The sequence below is a fragment of the Pelomonas sp. SE-A7 genome (assembly GCF_030345705.1).
Classification (GTDB): domain Bacteria; phylum Pseudomonadota; class Gammaproteobacteria; order Burkholderiales; family Burkholderiaceae_C; genus JAUASW01.
Genome location: NZ_JAUASW010000001.1, coordinates 58543 through 76677, shown reverse-complemented (window position 1 = coordinate 76677; position 18135 = coordinate 58543). Strand labels below are relative to the sequence as shown.

Below are 18135 nucleotides of genomic sequence, written 5' to 3'. Positions count from 1 at the left end.
AAACGCACGATCCCATGGACAACGCCCTCAGCCCCAACCTCAACGCCGGCAACGTCATCGACGCCGAACCGACCACGCCCGGTTTCGCGGCACGGGTCGCGGCCATGCCGCTGCGCTCCAAGCTGAGCTTCGTCGCCGGGCTTGCAGCGCTGGCCGCCGCCGTGCTGGCGATGACGCTCTGGTCCAGCCAGGGCGACTTCCGGCCGGTGTTCACCGGCCTGTCGGACAAGGACGGCGGCGCCGTCATCGCCCAACTGGCCGCGATGAACGTGCCTTACCGCAACGAGCCAGGCGGCACCATCCTCGTGCCGGCTTCCCAGGTCTACGACCTGCGCATGAAGCTGGCCGCGGCCGGCCTGCCCAAGGGAGGCTCCGGCAGCAGCGTGGGCTTCGAGCTGATGGACAAGACCTCGATCGGCCAGACCCAGTTCAACGAGCGCCTGAATTTCCAGCGCGCGCTGGAAGGCGAGCTGACCCGCACCATCACCGCCCTGGCCGACGTGGCCGACGCCCGCGTCCACCTGGCCATGCCGCAGCAGAACGGCTTCTTCCGCGAGCAGCAGAAACCCAGTGCCTCGGTGATGCTGACCCTGCGCGGCGGCCGTTCGCTGGACCGCGCCCAGGTGGCCGGCATCGTCCACCTGGTCTCCGCCTCGGTCCCTGAACTGCATCCCAAGGCGGTCAGCGTGCTGGACCATACCGGCGCCCTGATCTCCACGCCGCCCGACAGCGGCAACGGCCTGGACGGCCAGCAGCTGCAGTACAAGCAGCAGGTCGAGGCCAACCTCAACAAGCGCATCTTCGAGCTGCTGGAACCGGTGGTCGGCCGCGACAACCTGCGCTCCACGGTCACCGCCGACGTGGACTTCTCCCAGGTGGAATCGACCGCCGAGGAGTACAAGCCCAACCAGGGCCAGAACGCCAATGCCTCGGTCCGCGTGCAGCAGACCAGCGAATCGCAGAACGCCACGCCGCAGCAGCCCACCGGCGTGCCGGGCGCAGCCACCAACCAGCCGCCGGTGCCGGCCACGGCACCGATCAACGGCGCTTCGGCCCCGCTGCAGGCCACCCAGGGCGGCGCTGGCAACAACAACTCCCGCCGCGACGCTTCCACCCAGTACGAGCTGGACAAGACGGTCCGCGTGACCCGCAATGCCACCGGCGTGGTGCGCCGGCTGAACGCGGCCGTGATCGTCAATCACCGCACCACGGTCGACCCCAAGGGCAAGTCCAGCAGCGCCCCCCTGCCCCAGGCCGAGCTGGACAAGCTCAACGAGCTGGTCAAAGAGGCGCTGGGCTTCAGCGCCGAGCGCGGCGACTCGGTCAAGGTGGTCACGGCGCCCTTCGTCCAAGAGAAGGTCGAGACCGTCGAGGTGCCGGTGTGGAAGCAGCCCTGGCTGCTGGACATGCTGCGTGCCGCCATCGTGCCGGTGGCCCTGGTCATCGTCGCCCTGATCGCCGTATTCGGCATGGTCCGCCCGGCCATCCGCGCCGTCGTGCCGCTGCCGCCCGAGGAAAAGACCGCACAGGCCGCGGCCGGCCAGCAGCTGGACGCCGTCGTGGACGAGCAGAATCTGCTGCCTGAGGCCGGTTCGCTGCCCCAGCTCGAGGCCCCGCTGCAGAACGAGAAGCTCGAGAAGGCGCGCATCCTGGCCCGTGAGAACCCGGTCGCGGTGGCCAACATCATCCGCGGCTGGATCAGCGGCGAAGTCGAGTAAGCAGCAGCGGCAGGAGAGACACCATGGACGAGCAAGGCATAGAGGACGGCGCCATCCTGCTGATGTCACTGGGCGAGGAAGAAGCCTCCGAGGTCTTCAAGCACCTGCAGCCCAAGGAAGTGCAGCGTCTGGGCGAGACCATTGCCAAGCTCAAGGTCATCCCGCGCGAACGGGTCGATCAGGTCCTGACCCGCTTCGACTCGGTGGCCGAGACCCAGAGCATGCTGGTCTCGGACACCGACGAATACGTGCGCACCGTGCTGCGCAAGGCCCTGGGCGACGACAAGGCCAACCTGCTGCTGGACCGCATCCTGCAGGGCAGCGACGTGTCCTCGATCGAAAGCCTCAAGTGGATGGACGCCACCTCGGTGGGCGAGCTGCTGCGCAACGAGCATCCGCAGATCATCGCGGCCATCCTTTCGCACCTGGACCATGACCAGACCAGCTCGGTGCTCAAGACCTTCACCGAACGCCAGCGCAACGAGGTGCTGATCCGCATCGCCACGCTGGACGGCATCCAGCCGATGGCGCTGAAGGACCTGAACGAGGTGATGAGCCAGGTGCTGGCCGGCGGCGAGCGCATGCGCAAGAGCACCCTGGGCGGCGTCAAGACGGCGGCCGAGATCATCAACATGATGGGTTCCAGCGTCGAAGCCTCGGTGCTGGACTACATCCGCGAGGCCGACGCCGACCTGGCCCAGAAGATCATGGACAACATGTTCACCTTCGACGATCTGGAGAAGATCGACGACAAGGGCATCCAGTCCGTGCTCAAGGAAGTCCAGAGCGAGTCACTGGTCGTGGCCCTCAAGGGCGCCAGCCCCGAGCTGCGCGAGAAGGTGTTCCGCAACATGTCGACCCGCGCCGCCGAGACGCTGCGCGAGGACCTGGACACGCGCGGCCCGGTGCGGCTGTCCGAGGTCGAGGCCGAGCAGAAGGAAATGCTCAAGATCGTCCGCCGCCTGGTGGACGAAGGCCAGATCGTGCTGGCCGGTGGCGGAGACGACCAGTTCGTCTGAAGCTGAGCTCCCATGGTCACAAAGCCTCCCCGCCAGGTTCCGCCGCCCGAACGCCGTTCGGGCGACGAGCGGCGCAATACCTACGGGCGCTTCATCCCGCGCGAGGAGCTGGCCGGCTTCGCGGCCTGGAACCTGGATGCACTCAGCGGCACGCCGACCAATCCGCGCGGCGGCTACACAACGCCGCCGCCGGCTGCCGCTGCCGAGCCGGAGGCCCCGCCTCCGGCGCCCGAACCCGACCTGCAGGAACAGCTGCATGCCGCCCGTCAGGCCGGCTACCAGGACGGCTACCGCGACGGCATGGCCGCGCTGGATGCCTTCAAACACAGCTTCGCCACCCAGATGAGCGCCCAGCTCGGCAAGCTGGTGGCCGGCTTCGACGCCGAGATGCGCGAGCTGGAACAGCAGATGAGCGAGACCCTGGCCCGCTGCGCCGTCGAGCTGGCCCGCCAGGTCGTGCGCAGCGAGCTGCAGCAGAACCCCGAATTCATCGCCCGCGTGGCTCACGATGCGGTGGAGGCCCTGCTGCTGTCGGCCCGCCACGTGCGGGTGCGCGTGAACCCGGCCGACCTGGCCCTGGTGCAGCAAGGCGCCGGCGAGGAGATGGCAGCCCGAGAGGCCCAGATCATTCCCGACCCCGAGGTGCCGCGCGGCGGCTGCAAGGTCGATTCCGACATCTCCAGCGTCGATGCCACGCTGGCCACGCGCTGGCAGCAGGCCGTGGCCGCCATGGGCCAGAGCTCGCTGTGGGAAGACCGCCGCGGATCGGCCGATGCCGAGGATGCGGGAGAGCAGCCATGAATGCGCGGCATGAGCGCTGGAACCGCTACCTGGAAGACCTGCAGGCCTTCGCCGCCAACCCGGTGGCTCTGGAGCCGCAGGGCAAGCTGATCCGCGTGGCCGGCCTGGTACTTGAGGCCACCGGCGTGCGCGTGCCGGTCGGCTCGGTCTGCGAGATCCACATGCCCAGCTCCAGCGCCAACCCGCGGCGCGGCATGGCGCCGGTCAAGGCCGAGGTCGTGGGTTTCTCGGGCGACCGGGCCTACCTGATGCCCACCGACGAGGTGCAAGGCCTGTCCAGCGGCGCCCTGGTGCTGCCGCGCGTGGTGCCGGCCCAGGCGCCTCAGCTGGGCCATCCCCAACACCTGTGGCGCCGTGGTGAAGACCGCGGCCTGCACCTGCCCATGGGCGACGGCCTGCTGGGCCGGGTGGTCGATTCGCACGGCCATCCGCTGGACCGCCGCGGCCCGCTGGACCTCGTGGCCGACGAGCCCATGATCCGCCGGCCCATCAACGCCATGGACCGCGAACCCATACGCGTGCCGCTGGACACCGGCGTGCGCGCGATCAATGCCATGCTCACCGTGGGCCGGGGCCAGCGCATAGGCCTGTTCGCCGGCACCGGCGTCGGCAAGTCGGTGCTGCTGGGCATGATGGCCCGCTACACGCAGGCCGACGTGATCGTCGTCGGCCTGATCGGCGAACGCGGCCGCGAGGTCAAGGAATTCATCGAAGACATCCTGGGCGAGGAAGGCCTGCAGCGCTCGGTCGTCGTGGCCGCGCCGGCCGATGCGCCGCCGCTGGTTCGCATGCAGGGCGCCACCTATGCCACGGCCATCGCCGAGCATTTCCGCGACCACGGCAAGCATGTGCTGCTGCTGATGGATTCGCTGACCCGCTATGCCATGGCCCAGCGCGAGATCGCCCTGGCGATCGGCGAACCGCCGGCCACCAAGGGCTATCCGCCGTCCTGCTTCGCCAAGCTGCCCCAGCTGGTGGAGCGCAGCGGCAACGGCGTGTCCGGCGAAGGCTCGATCACGGCCTTCTACACCGTGCTGTCCGAGGGCGACGACCAGCAGGACCCGATTGCCGATGCCGCTCGAGGCATCCTGGACGGCCATATCGTTCTCAGCCGCGAGCTGGCCGAGGCCGGCCACTACCCGGCGATCGACGTCGAACGCTCGATCTCCCGGGTCATGACCAATGTGGCCAAGCCGCCCCATGTCGAGGCGGCGCGGCGCTTCCGCCAGCTTTTGGCGAAATACAACAAGGCCCGCGACCTGATCCAGCTGGGTGCCTATCAGCCGGGCGGCGACCCGGAACTGGACCTGGCCGTGCACCTGCACCCCGAAATGAACCGCCTGCTGCAGCAAGACATGCACAGCGCAGCGGCCTTGGCGTCAAGCATTTCACAACTCGGCCAAATCGTGGCTCAAGCCTGAGCACCAGCGACCGATAAGCGAAGAAGGAGTCCCCCGATGAGCGCCAGCCACAACCTGTCGGCCCTGTTGATACTGCTGGAACGCGCCGAAGCCGAGCGCGATGCCGCAGCACAGGTGCTGCAACAGGCCCTCGCCCGGGCGGCGGCCGCCCGGAGCCAGGCCACCCAGCTCAGCGACTACCGGCTCGAGTACCAGCAGCGCTGGACGCGCCAGTTCACGCAGCGGACCACGGTCGACATCCTCGGCTGCTACCAGACCTTCGGCACCCGCCTGGACCAGGCGATTTCCAGCCAGGGTCATGTGGCCAGCCACGCCGAGGGCCATGTCGAGCAGGCCCGCGAGCAGTTGCGCGAGCGCGAGCTGCGCGTGGCCTCGGTGCGCAAGCTGATCGAGCGGCGCCAGCTGGAGCAGCTGCAACGCCAGCGTCGCCAGGAACAGAAGGCGACCGACGAGCAGGCCGCCCGCGCCGCTCTGCAGCGCTTCGCCCCGGCCCTGAGCCTGTAAGTAAGGCAGCGATCGGCGGCTGCGGCCGCCCGGTCCGCGACTCCACAAGGATTCCGATATGAGCAGTTCCACGCCCAACACCACCGCCGGTGGCCGCGCCAGCCAGGCCTTGCTGCCCACGCTGGGCCTCGGCAATGGCCCTGCCCGAACTGCCGGCAGCGAAGCCGGCGCCTTCTCCGACCTGCTGCGCGACCAGATCACGACGCCGCCGCCGGCGCCTGCGCCGACGCCGCGCACGGCCGACCAGCCGGCGCCGAAGTCCGCGCAGCCGTCGGCGGAGAAACCCTCAGAAAAGCCGGGCGAGCCCATGGCCGACAAGCCTTCCGCCCGCCCGGCCGACAAGGCCGCCGCGCCGGCGACCCGGAACCCGGCCGACCAGGGCGCCAGCGGGCCGGCCACCGAGTCAGCCGACGCCGGCGATGCGGCCGTGGCAAGCGAAGAAGCCGCGATCCCGACCCAGGGCCGTCTGGATCCTCGCAAGCGCCTGGCAATGCAAGCCAGGCTGGAGCCCGGTCAAGCCGGCACGGCCGAAAGCCCCAAGCTCAAGGCCACCGCTGCCCTGGCCTCGAAGCTCGAAACGCTGGATGACGGCAGCGCCAGCGCCTGCCGGACCGCGGAGCCCGCCGAACCAGCCACCGCCACTGAGGAGCTGGATCCGAGCGTGGCCCAGGTCATCCTTCAGATGCTGAATGCGCCGCTGGCCAGCACACCCAAGGCCGGCAAGGCCTCCCAGGCCACGCCGGAGCGGCCGGAGGATGAAGTGGAGGTCCGCCCGGCAGCGGGCTCTCTGCCCCTGCCTGCAGGGCTGCCGGTTGCCCAGCAGGCAGCTCCTCAGCCCCTGGCCGACGAGCCTGCCGGGCCCACGCAGGTCGCGCCGCTGGTTCCTCAGGCAGGCAAGAATTTGCAGGCATTCGTTCCGCTGCAACCGGCAGACATGGAACTGCCCGCCCCGATGCCCGCCAGGCATGCCACGGTTGACGATGAGCCCATGCCGGTCTCGCTGCTGCAGCCGTCACCCACGTTCAAGCAGGTCGTGGCGGTCGCCGGCGCTGCCCCGATCGAAAGGCCAGTCAAGGCCACGGCGGAAGTCGCCGCGCCTCCGTCGGTCTCGACGGCTGCGCCTGTCGCCATGGCGGCCGATGCGCCGCCCATGTCAGCGCCAGGCGCACCGGTCGCCGGGTTTGCCCAGCAACTGCAGAGCCTGGCAGCCAGTCCCGGCACGGAAGCGGCGCAGCCGGCTCACGCCAAGCTGGCCCTGCCCCAGCGCCTGCACAGCATCGAGTTCGCGCCGGCCATGTCGGCCCGGCTGGCCGTGCTGGCGGCCGACGGCATCCAGCAGGCCCAGCTGCAGCTCAACCCGGCCGAGATGGGCCCGGTGTCGGTGCAGATCGTGGTCGATGGCCAGCAGGCGCAGATCGCTTTCCACGCCAGCCAGGCCGAGACCCGTCAGGTGCTGGAGCAGAGCCTGCCGGAACTGGCGGCCGCCCTGCGCGAGCAAGGCCTGACGCTGAGCGGCGGTGGCGTGTTCGAGCAGAGCCAGCAGCAGGCGCGCCAGCAAGCCGGTGCGGACGACGGCGTGAACCAGGGCAGCTGGATGCGGGTCGGAGACGAGGGCGATGCGGCCCTGCCCGGCAGCCCGACCTCTCGCCCGGCCAGCACTGGTGGTGGCCGTGGCATGCTGGACCTTTACGCCTGATTGCAAAACCTGAGCGCCATAACTGACCGCTTTGCCCTGTTATTTTTTGCATGAGCCGGGCCGGAGTTCTCAATAATCGGTGACAGCTGCGCCCCATGCCCTTGCCGGGCCGAGGCCCAAGCCAGACCACAGGAGCCCTTTTCATGGCAACAGCCGCCGCCGACACCAATGCCGCACCCGCAGGAGGCGGCAAGAAGAAGCTGATCATCATCGTGGTGGCGGTGCTGGTGCTCGTCCTGGTGGCTGCCGGCGCCTTCCTGGTGCTGAAGAAGAAGCCGCCGGCCGAAGGCGAGGACGGCGAGGAAGCCGCACCGGCCGCCCATGCCACGGCAGCACACAAACCCGACCCCAGCCATCCGCCGGTGTTCGTGCCGCTGGACCCGTTCACGGTCAACCTGGCCGACAAGGACGTGGACCGCTTTGCCCAGGTCGGCGTGACGCTGGAAGTCGGCGACGCCAAGATCGCCGACCAGGTCAAGGCCTTCATGCCGGCCATTCGCAGCAATATCCTGATGGTGCTGTCGCACAAGACCTCGGCCGAGCTGCTGAGCCGCGAGGGCAAGGAAAAGCTGGCCAAGGAAATCATGCGCGAGTCGGTGCGCCCCATGGGCGTGGAGCTGCCCGACGAGGACCACGAGGAAGCCGAAGACACGTCCAAGAAGAAGAAGGCCAAGAAGAAGGCCGCCGTGGTCAGCCCGGTGACCCAGGTGCTGTTCTCCAACTTCATCGTCCAGTGACGACGGGACCCCGCCGAGCACGCGACTTGCAGCCATGAACCAGCAGATCCTCTCCCAAGACGAAGTCGATGCACTCTTGCAGGGCATCACCGGCGAGAGCCAGAAGCTCGAGGCCGAAGAGGTCCAGCAAGGCGGCATACGCGACTACAACCTGGCCAGCCAGGAACGGATCGTCCGTGGGCGCATGCCCACGATGGAGATCATCAACGAGCGCTTCGCCCGCAACATCCGGGTCGGCCTGTTCAACTTCATCCGCAAGAGCCCGGAAGTCGCCATCGGCGGCATCAAGGTGCAGAAGTACAGCGCCTTCCTGCGCGAGATCGTGGTCCCGACCAACTTCAACATCGTCTCGGTCAAGCCGCTGCGCGGCTCTGGGCTGATCGTCTGCGACCCGACCCTGGTGTTCGCCGTCATCGATTCGCTGTTCGGCGGCATCGGCAAGTTCCATGCACGTATCGAGGGCCGCGACTTCTCTGCCACCGAGCAGCGCGTGATCCTGCGCCTCGTGGAGGTGATCACGGCCGAGTACCACAAGGCCTGGAAAGGCATCTATCCGCTGGAGCTGGAATACCAGCGCTCGGAGATGCAGCCGCAGTTCGCCAACATCGCCACGCCCAGCGAAATCGTGGTCTCGACCTCGTTCACGCTGGAAATCGGCGAGACCAGCGGCACCGTCTATTTCTGCATCCCCTACTCCACGCTGGAGCCTATCCGCGACGTGCTGTACAGCACCACGCAGGGCGACTCCACCGAACCCGACCGCCGCTGGGTCAACCTGCTCAAGCACCAGATCCAGGCCGCCCAGGTCGAGGTCGTGGCCGAGCTGGGCACGGCGCCGGCCACGGTGGAGCAGTTGCTGGCCTTCAAGCCCGGCGACTTCATCGAGCTGGATCTGGATCCGCTGATCATGGCCAAGATCGACGGCGTGCCGGTGTTCGACTGCCACTACGGCACGTCCAACGGCAAGTACGCGCTCAAGGTCGAAAACATGCTGACCGGCCCCGACCAGGGCTGGCTGGGAGCCCGCAATGTCACCTGACGAACCGTCTCAATCCGAACAGGACGCGATGGCGGCCGAATGGGCTGCCGCGCTGGCCGAGGCCGGCGGTGGCGGCTCCACCGAGGTTGCCGAGGAAGTCGCGCCGCCGCAGGAGCAGGTCGCCGCGGCCAGCTTCGCCAATTTCTCGCCGACGCCGGGCAATATGCCGGGCAGCGACATCAACATGATCCTGGACATCCCGGTCCAGCTGACGGTTGAACTGGGCCGCACCCGCATCCCGATCAAGAACATCCTGCAACTGGCCCAGGGCTCGGTGGTGGAGCTGGATGCACTGGCCGGCGAGCCCATGGACGTGCTGGTCAACGGCTACCTGATCGCCCAGGGCGAGGTGGTGGTGGTGAACGACAAGTTCGGTATCCGCCTGACCGACATCGTGACGCCTTCAGAACGGATGCGCCGTCTCTCAAAAGGACAGTAAGCACGCTTTAGAGGCCGGAATCCGCCCCTGAACGGCGGATAGGCCTTCGACCCTGCGGCCCACAATGGGCCGCAATGACTTCCAGCCTGCTCCCCTTCCTCTGGTTCCTGGCCATCCTGTGCCTGATTCCGCTGGCACTGTGGCTGCTCAAGCGCACGCCGTTGGGCGGTGCCGCGGCCGGCGGCCAGATGCGCACCGTGGCCATGCTGCCGCTGGCGCCCAACCAGCGCATCGTCATCGTCGAGGTCGGCCAGGACGCCGACAAGCGTTGGTTGGTGCTGGGCGCGACCGGCCAGCAGATCTCCACCTTGCACGTGATGCCACCGCAGCCCGATCTGGCGCCCGCAGCCGTGGCTCCGTTCGCGCAGCAGCTCAAGGCCCGCCTGAGCGGCAAGCCGGGGGCCGGCGATGCCCAATAGCAGGAAGACCTGGCTGCTGCTGGCCGCCACCCTGCTGGCAAGCACTTCAGCGCTGGCCCAGCAGGCGCAGCCGGCCACGCTGCCGCTGATCATCGGCCAGGGCGCCGGCGGCAACAGCTACTCGGTGCCCATCCAGACCCTGCTGTTCTTCACCGCGCTGGGCTTCCTGCCGGCGGTGCTGCTGATGATGACCGGCTTCACCCGCATCGTCATCGTGCTGTCGCTGATGCGCCAGGCCCTGGGCACCCAGGCCGCGCCGCCCAACCAGGTGATCGTGGGCCTGTCGCTGTTCCTCACCTTCTTCGTGATGAGCCCGACGCTGGACAAGGTCTATGCCGACGCCTGGCAGCCCTACAACGCCGGCCAGATCAGCTTCGAGGTGGCGCTGCAGAAGGCCGAGGTGCCGATGCGCGGCTTCATGCTCAAGCAGACCCGCCAGTCCGACATGGCCCTGTTCTCGCGCCTGGCCAAGCTGGACCCGGCGACCAAGCCCGAGGCCGTGCCCTTCAAGGTGCTGGTGCCGGCCTTCGTCACCAGCGAGCTGAAGTCGGCCTTCCAGATCGCCTTCCTGATCTTCATTCCCTTCCTGGTGATCGACATGATCGTCAGCTCGGTGCTGATGAGCCTGGGCATGATGATGCTGTCGCCGGTGCTGGTGGCCCTGCCCTTCAAGCTGATGCTCTTCGTGCTGGCCGACGGCTGGAACCTGCTGCTCGGCTCCTTGGCCGCCTCCTTCGTGACCTGAAGTCATGGACCCCCACGCTCACTTCGTTCCCTGCCCCCCGAGGGGGCGCTCAGCCTCCTTGAGGCGGCTCTGCGGAGGCTGACATCACCATGGATGCCCAACAAGTCTTCACCTTCGGCCAGCAAGGCCTCTACATCCTGATGCTGGTGGCGGCGCCGGTGCTGCTGGCCGTGCTGGCGGTGGGCGTGCTGGTCAGCGTTTTCCAGGCGGCGACGCAGATCAACGAGGCCACGCTGAGCTTCGTGCCCAAGGTCGTGGCCGCCGTGCTGACGCTGGCCGTGGCCGGGCCCTGGATGATGACCACCCTGGTCGAATACATCCAGCGCACGCTGCAGAGCATTCCCTCGGTCGTTGGCTGAGCCGACGAAGAACCTACCCTCCATGTTCAGCGTCACCGAGGCCCAGCTGCTGGCCTGGCTCAGCCCCTTGCTGTGGCCCACGGTCCGGCTGCTGGCCCTGTTCTCGGGCATGCCCATCTTCAGCCAGCGCAACGTGCCCATGCGGGTGCGCGTGGGGCTGGCGATCTTCATCTCGGTGGCGGCCCAGCCTTCGCTGCCCGAGATCCCGCCCGTGCCGCTGGACTCTCCTCCGCTGCTGATGCTCTTGCTCGTACAGCAGCTGCTGATCGGCCTTTCGATGGGCTTCGCCGTGCGCCTGGTGTTCGCATCGCTCGAGTTCGCCGGCGAAATCATCGGCCTGCAGATGGGCCTGAACTTCGCCGGCTTCTTCGACCCCGCCACCGGCGGCCAGGGCACGGCCACCGCCCGCTTCTTCGGCTCGATGGTGGCCTTCCTGTTCGTGGCGATCAACGGCCACCTGCTCCTGATCAGCGCCCTGGTGCAGAGCTTCCAGACCTTTCCCATCGGCGACGAGCCCTTCCATTTCCTGCGGGTGGCCCAGCCCCAGGCCTGGGGCGCGGAGATCTTCCGCATGGGCCTGTGGATCGCCCTGCCCCTCGTGACCATGCTGATGTTCGTGAACCTGGTGCTGGGCGTGATCTCGCGCGTGGCGCCGCAGCTGAACGTGTTCTCGGTCGGCTTTCCACTCACCGTCAGCATCGGCCTGATCGGCATGGTGGCCACGCTGCCGCTGATGCACCAGCCGTTCATGGTGGCGCTCGAGCGCATGCTCGCCGCGTTCAGCTAGGCCTAGCGAACCTCGCGCGCCAGCTTCAGCAGCTGCGAGCTGAGCGTCAGCCCGCGCCGTCGGGCCTCGGCCAGGTTGACGCGGAAGCTCAGGCCGTTGGGCTCCACCGCCAGCACGATGGAGCAGCCGGCGCGGAAGGCCTCGGGGCTGTCGCCTATGACCAGGATGGGCGCATCGGCCAGCACCTGCATCCAGCGCTGCAGCTCTGTCCGCTCGTTCATCGCCAGCACCAGGGTCTGGCACTGGCCGGCCTGCTCGGGCGCGCTGATGCGATGGAAGTGGATGCTGGCCACCTCCAGCGGCTTGCTGGCCAGCGCCTTGATCGCCTCGGGCAGCGGGCCCCGGCCGGCCACGCAATAGCCGAACTCGCGCAGCGGCGGCGGCGGCCATTGGGTGTACTGGACGAAACGGTAGACAAACGCGGCCTTGAGCTGCGCCTCGATGTCGTCGGCCCGGCCGGCCCCGGCGAGCAGGCACAGCAACAGGCCGATGCACAGGCTGCGGCTCATGGCAGGCGCCTCACCAGGCTCAGACGCAGGCTGCGGCGCTCCTGCAGCAATGGCGGCCCATCGGGATCGGTGCGGTCGTAATAGCGCTTGTCCAGCAGGTTGTAGACACCCAGCGACCATTCGGTCTGTGCGTCGGGGCGCCACAGCAGGTTCAGGTGCTGGACCGCATGGCCGGCCAGCTTGATGGCGCCGGCCTGACGCTCGCTCATGGCCAACAGCTGCCAGGCGAGCTGCCAGGGGCCGGCCAGCGGCTGCACCCAGCGGGTCTTGAGCAGGCTCACCGGCGAGTTGCTGAGCGCTTGTCCGTCCTGGTCGCGGCTGCGCTGCACCGAGAGCAGCGCCGACACCTGGGTGCCCCCACTCCAGCGCTGGTCGATCCCGATGTCCAGGCCGCGATTGCGGACCTGGCTGCGGTTGTCATACGTAAATTCGTCGGCATTGAGCGTGATCAGGTCACGCAGCCGCGAATGGTGGACCGCGAGGCTGTATTGCAGCCCCCCCCCGTCCAGCGCCTGCTCCCAGGCCAACTCGGTGCTGCGGATGCGCTCGGGGCTGGGCTTGTCCCGTTCCACCGACATGTTGATGTCGAACTCGAACAGGTTGGCCGCCCGATAGGCATTGCCGTGCAGCAGCTTGAGGCTGGCGTTCTCGTTCGGGCGCCAGACCCAGGCCAGGCGGGGATTGCCGGCGCCGGCCGCATAGCGGCTGTCGTCATAGCGCCAACCGATCACCAGCTCCTGGTTCTCGGCCAGGCTCAGCTCGTCCTGCAGGTAGGCTCCGATCCGGCGGTCCTGCCCCCAGGACTCCTGAATAAACGGCTGGCCCAGCACGCCGTAGCTGAGCCTCTGCACCAGGTCATGCTGGGCCTCCAGGCCGAACAGCCAGCGCTGGCCGGCCCAGCGCTGGGTGGCCAGCTTGAGTTCGGCGCCGTTCCAGCGGCCCAGCGCCCGGCCGCGAAACGTGCCCATGCCGCCGTCGGGGCTCGCGAACGGCGTGTCGCGGTGGTAGAGCGAGCGCTGGCTTGAGGCGCGCAATTCCCAATCCCATTCGGGACCCAGACTGCCCTCGTACTTCAGCGACAGGTAGCTCGACCGCACCAGGTCGCGCCCCTGTACATAGACCGGCGGTTCACTGTCCAGCAACACGTCCGCCAGACCCAGGCGACGCTCGGCGACGCCGGCATGCAGGTCGAAGGCGCCACTGGACCAGCCGAAGGCCAGCTTGCCGGTCCGATCCCACTGGCGGTGGCGCAGCGCGCCGCGGTCCAGGCGGCGCGTCTCCAGCATCAACGGCAGCTGGCGCTGGATAGAGCTGCTGGCCGCCAGCCACCAGTCGCCGCCGTCCTCCAGTCGACGGCCGTAGGAGCCGCGCCCCTGCAGGGAATGGTCGTTGCCGAGGCTCAGGCCCAGCTGGGTGCCGCCGAGCTTGTCCAGCCGCTTGGTGAACACCTGCACCACGCCAAAGAAGGCGTTGTTGCCATAGACCGCCGAGCCCGGCCCGGGCGTGAACTCCACCCGTTCGATCAGCGAGGCGTCGAGCTGGAACTCCGGGCCGACCTGGGCGGCGTCGTAGATGTTCTCGTTGATGCGCATGCCGTCGATCAGGACCAGCAGCCGGGCATTGAAATCACCGGGCCGGCCCAGGCCGCGCGCGCCTATGAAGGTGAAGGTGCCGTTGTAGGTCAGGTACAGGCCGGGCAGGCTGTTCAGCACATCACCCAGGTTGCGGTAGCCGTGATTGCGGATGTCGTCGGCGGTGACCACATAGGTCAGCGCCGGCGCCCGGTCGGCACTCTGGGCAAAGCGCGAGGCGGTGGAGACCTCGGCCCGCCGCGCCGCGCCCGGCAGGCTGCGCTTGAGCAGTTCCTCCAGGCTCTGGTCCTGCTCGGCGGCGGGAGCGGCTGTCTGCGCCTGCGCCATGCCGCCCAGCAGCAGGCACAAGGCCAGCAGAGGCGCGGCCTCAGGCGTTCGGCGGGTCCTCATGCCGCAGTGCCCGTCTGAAGGTGTTCTTGCCGGCCCGCTTGGCCGCGTACATGGCGCCGTCGGCCCGGTTGAGCAGGCCGGCCGCATCGCGTGCATCCAGCGGGCAGAAGGCCAGGCCCACGGTGGCGCCCACCGGCATCAGCTCCCCATGGACCAGCATGGGCTCGCGCACGGCGGCCACCAGACGGCCGGCCAGATGCTCGGCGCCGGCCTCGTCGGGCAGCGTGGGCAGCAGCAGCGCGAACTCGTCGCCCCCCAGTCGGCACAGCCGGTCCGACAGCCTCAGCACGGCCGACATGCGCCGCGCCACCTCGCGCAGCACCTCGTCGCCGGCCTCGTGGCCGTGGCGGTCGTTGACCATCTTGAAGTTGTCCAGGTCGATGAACATCAGCGCCGACAGGCACTGGTCGCGCACCGTCTGCGACACCATGCGCTGGATCTCCTGCTGGAAGAAATGCCGGTTGGGCAGCTGGGTGAGACTGTCGTAGTGAGCCAGCTGCTGGTACTGCAGGCCCACGGCCTGCTCGGTCTTGAGCTGCTGGTTCAGGTCGGCCTGCCAGACCTCGATGCGCTTGAGCATCTCGTTGAAGCGCTCGGTCAGGCGGCCGACCTCGTCGGGCCGGTAGAGCCGGCCACGGCGGCTGTAGTCATGGGTCTGGGCGACCTGCTCGGCCAGGTCCGAGAGTTCGACCAGCGGGGCCAGCGCACGGCGTTGCACCGTCTGCAGCGCCCGCGCCGCCAGCGCTATGGCGACCAAGGTCAGCACCGCGGCCATCAACAGCATGCGCAGGACGTCGCGCTGCAGGCTCTTGAGGCTTTCGCGCAGCCGCAGAGAGCCGAGCGTCTCGCCCTTGAACTGCACCGGCACCCAGACCTGAAGCTCGTCTTCCACGAGTTCGGTGCGAGCCTGTTGCAGCTCGCTCGGCGCCGCCACCCGCGGCGGCACGGCCAGGCCCGGCGCCTTCCACTGCCCGACCAGGCCCTGGCTGGAGTCCAGCACCAGCACCTCGAGCAGGTCGGCCCGGCGCGAGAAGGCAGCCAGCTCGTTGCGCACGGCGTCACGGTCGCTGAAGGCCAGGGCCGGCGCCAGGCTGTTGGCCAGCAGCACCGCGCTGAGTTCCGCGGCCTGCACCTGTCGATCGCGCACCCGCAGCCAGGCCAGCGTGGCGATCAGCGCCAGCGTCAGCAGCAGAGTGAGGCTCAGGACGGCCAGATTGAGCCGGGTCAGCCGGCTGACGAGGGAACGGGGAGCGGCCGGCCTGTCCTCGACAGGCGCCGCTTGTTCATCCGCGAATCCATGCTCGGTGGCGAGATTGCTCATGGCCTGTGGCTGACCGTTGCGCCCTATTTGAAGCGAAATCGGTCGGCGCGACCAGCACATGAATCGGCGGTTTCCCGCGGCGCCTGGAAAACCCTCGGACGGCTCCACGCATCAGGCCGGACACGATAGTGCCCGGCCCGAGAGTCATCAGAGTTCGCGCAAGGCCGCCGTCACCGGCTGCGAGGCCGCGCGCACCGCCGGGAACAGGCCGCCGATGAAGCCTATGGCCAGGGCCCACTTCAGCCCTTCCCAGAGCAGCTGGCCCGACACCTTGAGCTCGAAACTGAGCTTGCCCACCGAGTTCATGGCCATGGTCGAAGCCGCGAAGCCGTTGAAGATCAGGTAGGCGACCAGGCCGCCGATCAAGCCGCCTATGGCCGCGAGCAACATCGTCTCCAGCATCACCGCCACCACGACCGGCAGGCCGCGGAAGCCAATGGCGCGCAGGGTCGCGATCTCACGGGCCCGCGTGGCCACCGCCGCGAACATGGTGTTCAGCGCACCGAACACCGCGCCCACGGCCATGATGCCGCCGACCACGATGCCGATGATGCGCAGCATCTGCGTCATCTGCTCGGACTGCTTCTCGAAGAACTCCAGCGTGGTCGAGGACTCGGTCTTGAGCTGCGGGTTGGCCTCCAGCGCAGCCTTGAAGGGCTTGAAACTCTCGGCCCCCTCCAGCTTGACGGTGACCGAGTTGCGGCCACTGCCTCGCTTGTAGCTGTCGTTCACCACATTGGCATCGGCCCAGATCTCGGACTCCATCGCATCGCCCGAGGCGAACACGCCGACGATGGTCCAGGTCTCGCTGCCGAGGCGCATGGTCTTGCCCACCTGCATGCCGGCGAACTGCTTGACCGTGCCCTTGCCGACGATCAGCTCGCGCAGGCCCGGCTGGAAGCGCCGGCCTTCGACGATCTTGACGTTGGGCCGCACGTCGAAGGCGCCGTCGCCCACGCCGCGGAACTGGGCGCTGCCGTCTTCGTCAGGCGCGGCGAGGATGGGCAGGTTGGCTGCCACCACCGTCTCGGCCGAAACCAAGGGCTCGCCCTTTGCGTTGCGGGCAATGCCCGCCGTCTGCGAGATCTGCACCACTTCGTCGCGGCCCAGCGTCGAGGCCACTTCAGCCGCCGAAGCGCCGCGCAGCACGATGGCCGTGTCGGTGCTGCCCGACTTGCGCAGCGTGTTGGCGTAGCCCTCGGCCATGGCCAGCAGCGCCACCAGCACGCCGACCACGCCGGCAATGCCGACGACGATGACGGCCGAGGCGCCGAGGCGCTGCGTGAGCGTCGCGATGCCCACCGCCGCCACCGAGCGGGCTTGCGCTCCGGTACGGGTCAGCCCCATCCACAGCGCCATCAGCACGGCCAGGCCCAGCGCGCCCATCCAGGGCAGCTGAACCCAGGCGACCAGCACCACGACCACCAGCACCACGAGGCCCAGCTTCTTCAGGAAATTCATCATGATCAAGCCCTCCCCGCCAGTGCGTCGGTGATGTTGAGCCGCATCGCATTGAGCGCCGGCAGCAGGCCGACGATGAGGCCGAACAGCAGCATCAGGGCCAGGCCCAGAGCCCAGCTCTTGGCGCCTGCGGCCACGAGGTTGAGCATGCCGCCACTGCCGGCGCTGATGATGGGACCGAGGATGCTGGACAGGCCCATGCCGATCACGCCGCCGATCAGGAGCAGCAGCACCGCTTCGGCCAGCACCATCACCAGCACGCTGGTCTCGGAGAAGCCCAGGGTCTTGAGCACGGCGATCTCGCCGGTGCGCTCCCGCACCGCCTGCATCATGGTGTTGCCCGAGAGCAGCAAGAGCGTGAAGAACACGGCGCCCATGATGGCCGAGGTGATCAGGCCGATGTCGGCGAATTGCTTCATCCAGGAGGCCGTGGCGGCCTGCTCGGTCATCGTGCGGGTTTCATGGTCGGAATTGGCCGAGATGCCATCGATGGCCTTGAGCACCCGGTCCGCCTGGTTCACATCCTTGACGCTGCTGACGTACCAGCCGACCTGACCCTGGTTGTAGGGCGTGGTGTCGTCGAAGTACTTCCAGTTCAGCAGGAACATCTGGTCGTACCAGCCGTCGGTCTTCATGTTGCCGACCTCGATGATGCCGGCGACCTGGAACTGCCAGTTCTTGCTGCCGTTGCGGTCCGGAAAGATGGTGGACATCAAGGGAATCTTGTCGCCCACCTTCCAGCCGAAGCGCCTGGCCAGGCCAGCGCCGACCAGCGCCCCGTTGCGGGTCTCGGCAAAGGCCTTGCGATGCTCGGCGCTCACCTTGATCTCCGGATAGAGGTCCAGGTAATTGGGCGCGACGGCGAAGCTGAAGACCTGGTTGTGCGGGTCCTGGTAGGCACCCCCGAACCAGTTGGCGTAGGTCACATCCTTGACGCCATCCACCGCGCCAATCTTCTGCGTCAGCGCCATCGGCAGGAGCTGGATGAAGCTGAGCTTGGAGCCGGTCTGCAGGCGCGAGGCGCCGTTGGCGCTCTGCCCCGCTTCGTCAAATGAGGTGCGCACCGCGTCCAGCAAGCCAAACAGCAGGAAGGCCGTGATGATGGAGATCAGGGTGAGGAAGGTGCGGCCCTTGCGCCGGAACAGCGCGGCCCAGATGAGATGGAGGTATTTCATCGT

General features: G+C 68.1%; 18 protein-coding genes. 13 read left to right on the top strand and 5 right to left on the bottom strand.

What is annotated here, in order from left to right:
• The first annotated feature begins 14 nt into the window (after positions 1 to 14).
• The 13 genes from fliF (at position 15) to fliR (ending at position 11684) form a co-directional block, all read left to right on the top strand.
• Positions 15 to 1718 (top strand): flagellar basal-body MS-ring/collar protein FliF, encoded by a 1704-nt coding sequence (gene fliF / locus QT382_RS00285; RefSeq protein ID WP_289252052.1) that lies wholly within the window; start codon positions 15 to 17, stop codon positions 1716 to 1718.
• Positions 1719 to 1741: 23 nt separating this feature from the next.
• Positions 1742 to 2737: a flagellar motor switch protein FliG gene (gene fliG, locus QT382_RS00280; protein ID WP_289252051.1), complete on the top strand. Its 996-nt coding sequence runs from the start codon at positions 1742 to 1744 to the stop codon at positions 2735 to 2737.
• 12 nt (positions 2738 to 2749) lie between these two features.
• Positions 2750 to 3538 (top strand): FliH/SctL family protein, encoded by a 789-nt coding sequence (locus QT382_RS00275; protein WP_289252050.1) that lies wholly within the window; start codon positions 2750 to 2752, stop codon positions 3536 to 3538.
• Positions 3535 to 4959, top strand: coding sequence for a flagellar protein export ATPase FliI (gene fliI, locus QT382_RS00270; RefSeq protein ID WP_289252049.1), 1425 nt, complete (start codon positions 3535 to 3537; stop codon positions 4957 to 4959). The genes QT382_RS00275 and fliI overlap by 4 nt, the downstream gene beginning before the upstream one ends.
• Before the next feature lie 36 nt (positions 4960 to 4995).
• The gene (gene fliJ, locus QT382_RS00265) at positions 4996 to 5463 is read left to right on the top strand and encodes a flagellar export protein FliJ (protein ID WP_289252048.1); all 468 of its coding nucleotides are present in this window, start codon (positions 4996 to 4998) and stop codon (positions 5461 to 5463) included.
• 58 nt (positions 5464 to 5521) lie between these two features.
• The gene (locus QT382_RS00260) at positions 5522 to 7159 is read left to right on the top strand and encodes a flagellar hook-length control protein FliK (RefSeq protein WP_289252047.1); all 1638 of its coding nucleotides are present in this window, start codon (positions 5522 to 5524) and stop codon (positions 7157 to 7159) included.
• 143 nt (positions 7160 to 7302) lie between these two features.
• On the top strand, positions 7303 to 7896 hold the full coding sequence (locus QT382_RS00255; RefSeq protein ID WP_289252046.1) for a flagellar basal body-associated FliL family protein: 594 nt from the start codon (positions 7303 to 7305) through the stop codon (positions 7894 to 7896).
• A gap of 34 nt (positions 7897 to 7930) precedes the next feature.
• Positions 7931 to 8935 (top strand): flagellar motor switch protein FliM, encoded by a 1005-nt coding sequence (gene fliM, locus QT382_RS00250; protein WP_289252045.1) that lies wholly within the window; start codon positions 7931 to 7933, stop codon positions 8933 to 8935.
• Positions 8925 to 9374, top strand: a complete 450-nt coding sequence (gene fliN, locus QT382_RS00245) for a flagellar motor switch protein FliN (RefSeq protein ID WP_289252044.1) — start codon at positions 8925 to 8927, stop codon at positions 9372 to 9374. Before fliM ends, fliN begins: the two co-directional genes overlap by 11 nt.
• A gap of 74 nt (positions 9375 to 9448) precedes the next feature.
• The gene (fliO, locus tag QT382_RS00240) at positions 9449 to 9793 is read left to right on the top strand and encodes a flagellar biosynthetic protein FliO (RefSeq protein ID WP_289252043.1); all 345 of its coding nucleotides are present in this window, start codon (positions 9449 to 9451) and stop codon (positions 9791 to 9793) included.
• The gene (gene fliP, locus QT382_RS00235; protein WP_289252042.1) at positions 9783 to 10538 is read left to right on the top strand and encodes a flagellar type III secretion system pore protein FliP; all 756 of its coding nucleotides are present in this window, start codon (positions 9783 to 9785) and stop codon (positions 10536 to 10538) included. Before fliO ends, fliP begins: the two co-directional genes overlap by 11 nt.
• An 89-nt stretch (positions 10539 to 10627) precedes the next feature.
• Positions 10628 to 10897 (top strand): flagellar biosynthesis protein FliQ, encoded by a 270-nt coding sequence (fliQ, locus tag QT382_RS00230; RefSeq protein ID WP_289252041.1) that lies wholly within the window; start codon positions 10628 to 10630, stop codon positions 10895 to 10897.
• 22 nt (positions 10898 to 10919) lie between these two features.
• The gene (gene fliR, locus QT382_RS00225) at positions 10920 to 11684 is read left to right on the top strand and encodes a flagellar biosynthetic protein FliR (RefSeq protein ID WP_289252040.1); all 765 of its coding nucleotides are present in this window, start codon (positions 10920 to 10922) and stop codon (positions 11682 to 11684) included.
• Positions 11685 to 11686: 2 nt separating this feature from the next.
• Here fliR and QT382_RS00220 read toward each other — a convergent pair whose 3' ends face one another.
• The 5 genes from QT382_RS00220 to QT382_RS00200 form a co-directional block, all read right to left on the bottom strand.
• Positions 11687 to 12193 carry a YfiR family protein gene (locus QT382_RS00220; RefSeq protein WP_289252039.1) on the bottom strand — a complete coding sequence of 169 codons (507 nt, stop codon included), beginning with the start codon at positions 12191 to 12193 and terminating at the stop codon, positions 11687 to 11689.
• Positions 12190 to 14175, bottom strand: a complete 1986-nt coding sequence (locus QT382_RS00215; protein ID WP_289252038.1) for a TonB-dependent receptor plug domain-containing protein — start codon at positions 14173 to 14175, stop codon at positions 12190 to 12192. Before QT382_RS00215 ends, QT382_RS00220 begins: the two co-directional genes overlap by 4 nt.
• Entirely contained in the window at positions 14153 to 15496 is a 1344-nt protein-coding gene (locus QT382_RS00210; protein ID WP_289252037.1) for a sensor domain-containing diguanylate cyclase, read from the bottom strand. The genes QT382_RS00215 and QT382_RS00210 overlap by 23 nt, the downstream gene beginning before the upstream one ends.
• 147 nt (positions 15497 to 15643) lie before the next feature.
• On the bottom strand, positions 15644 to 16960 hold the full coding sequence (locus QT382_RS00205) for an ABC transporter permease (RefSeq protein WP_289252036.1): 1317 nt from the start codon (positions 16958 to 16960) through the stop codon (positions 15644 to 15646).
• Positions 16961 to 16962: 2 nt separating this feature from the next.
• Positions 16963 to 18132, bottom strand: coding sequence for an ABC transporter permease (locus QT382_RS00200; protein WP_289252035.1), 1170 nt, complete (start codon positions 18130 to 18132; stop codon positions 16963 to 16965).
• Between the last annotated feature and the right edge of the window lie 3 nt (positions 18133 to 18135).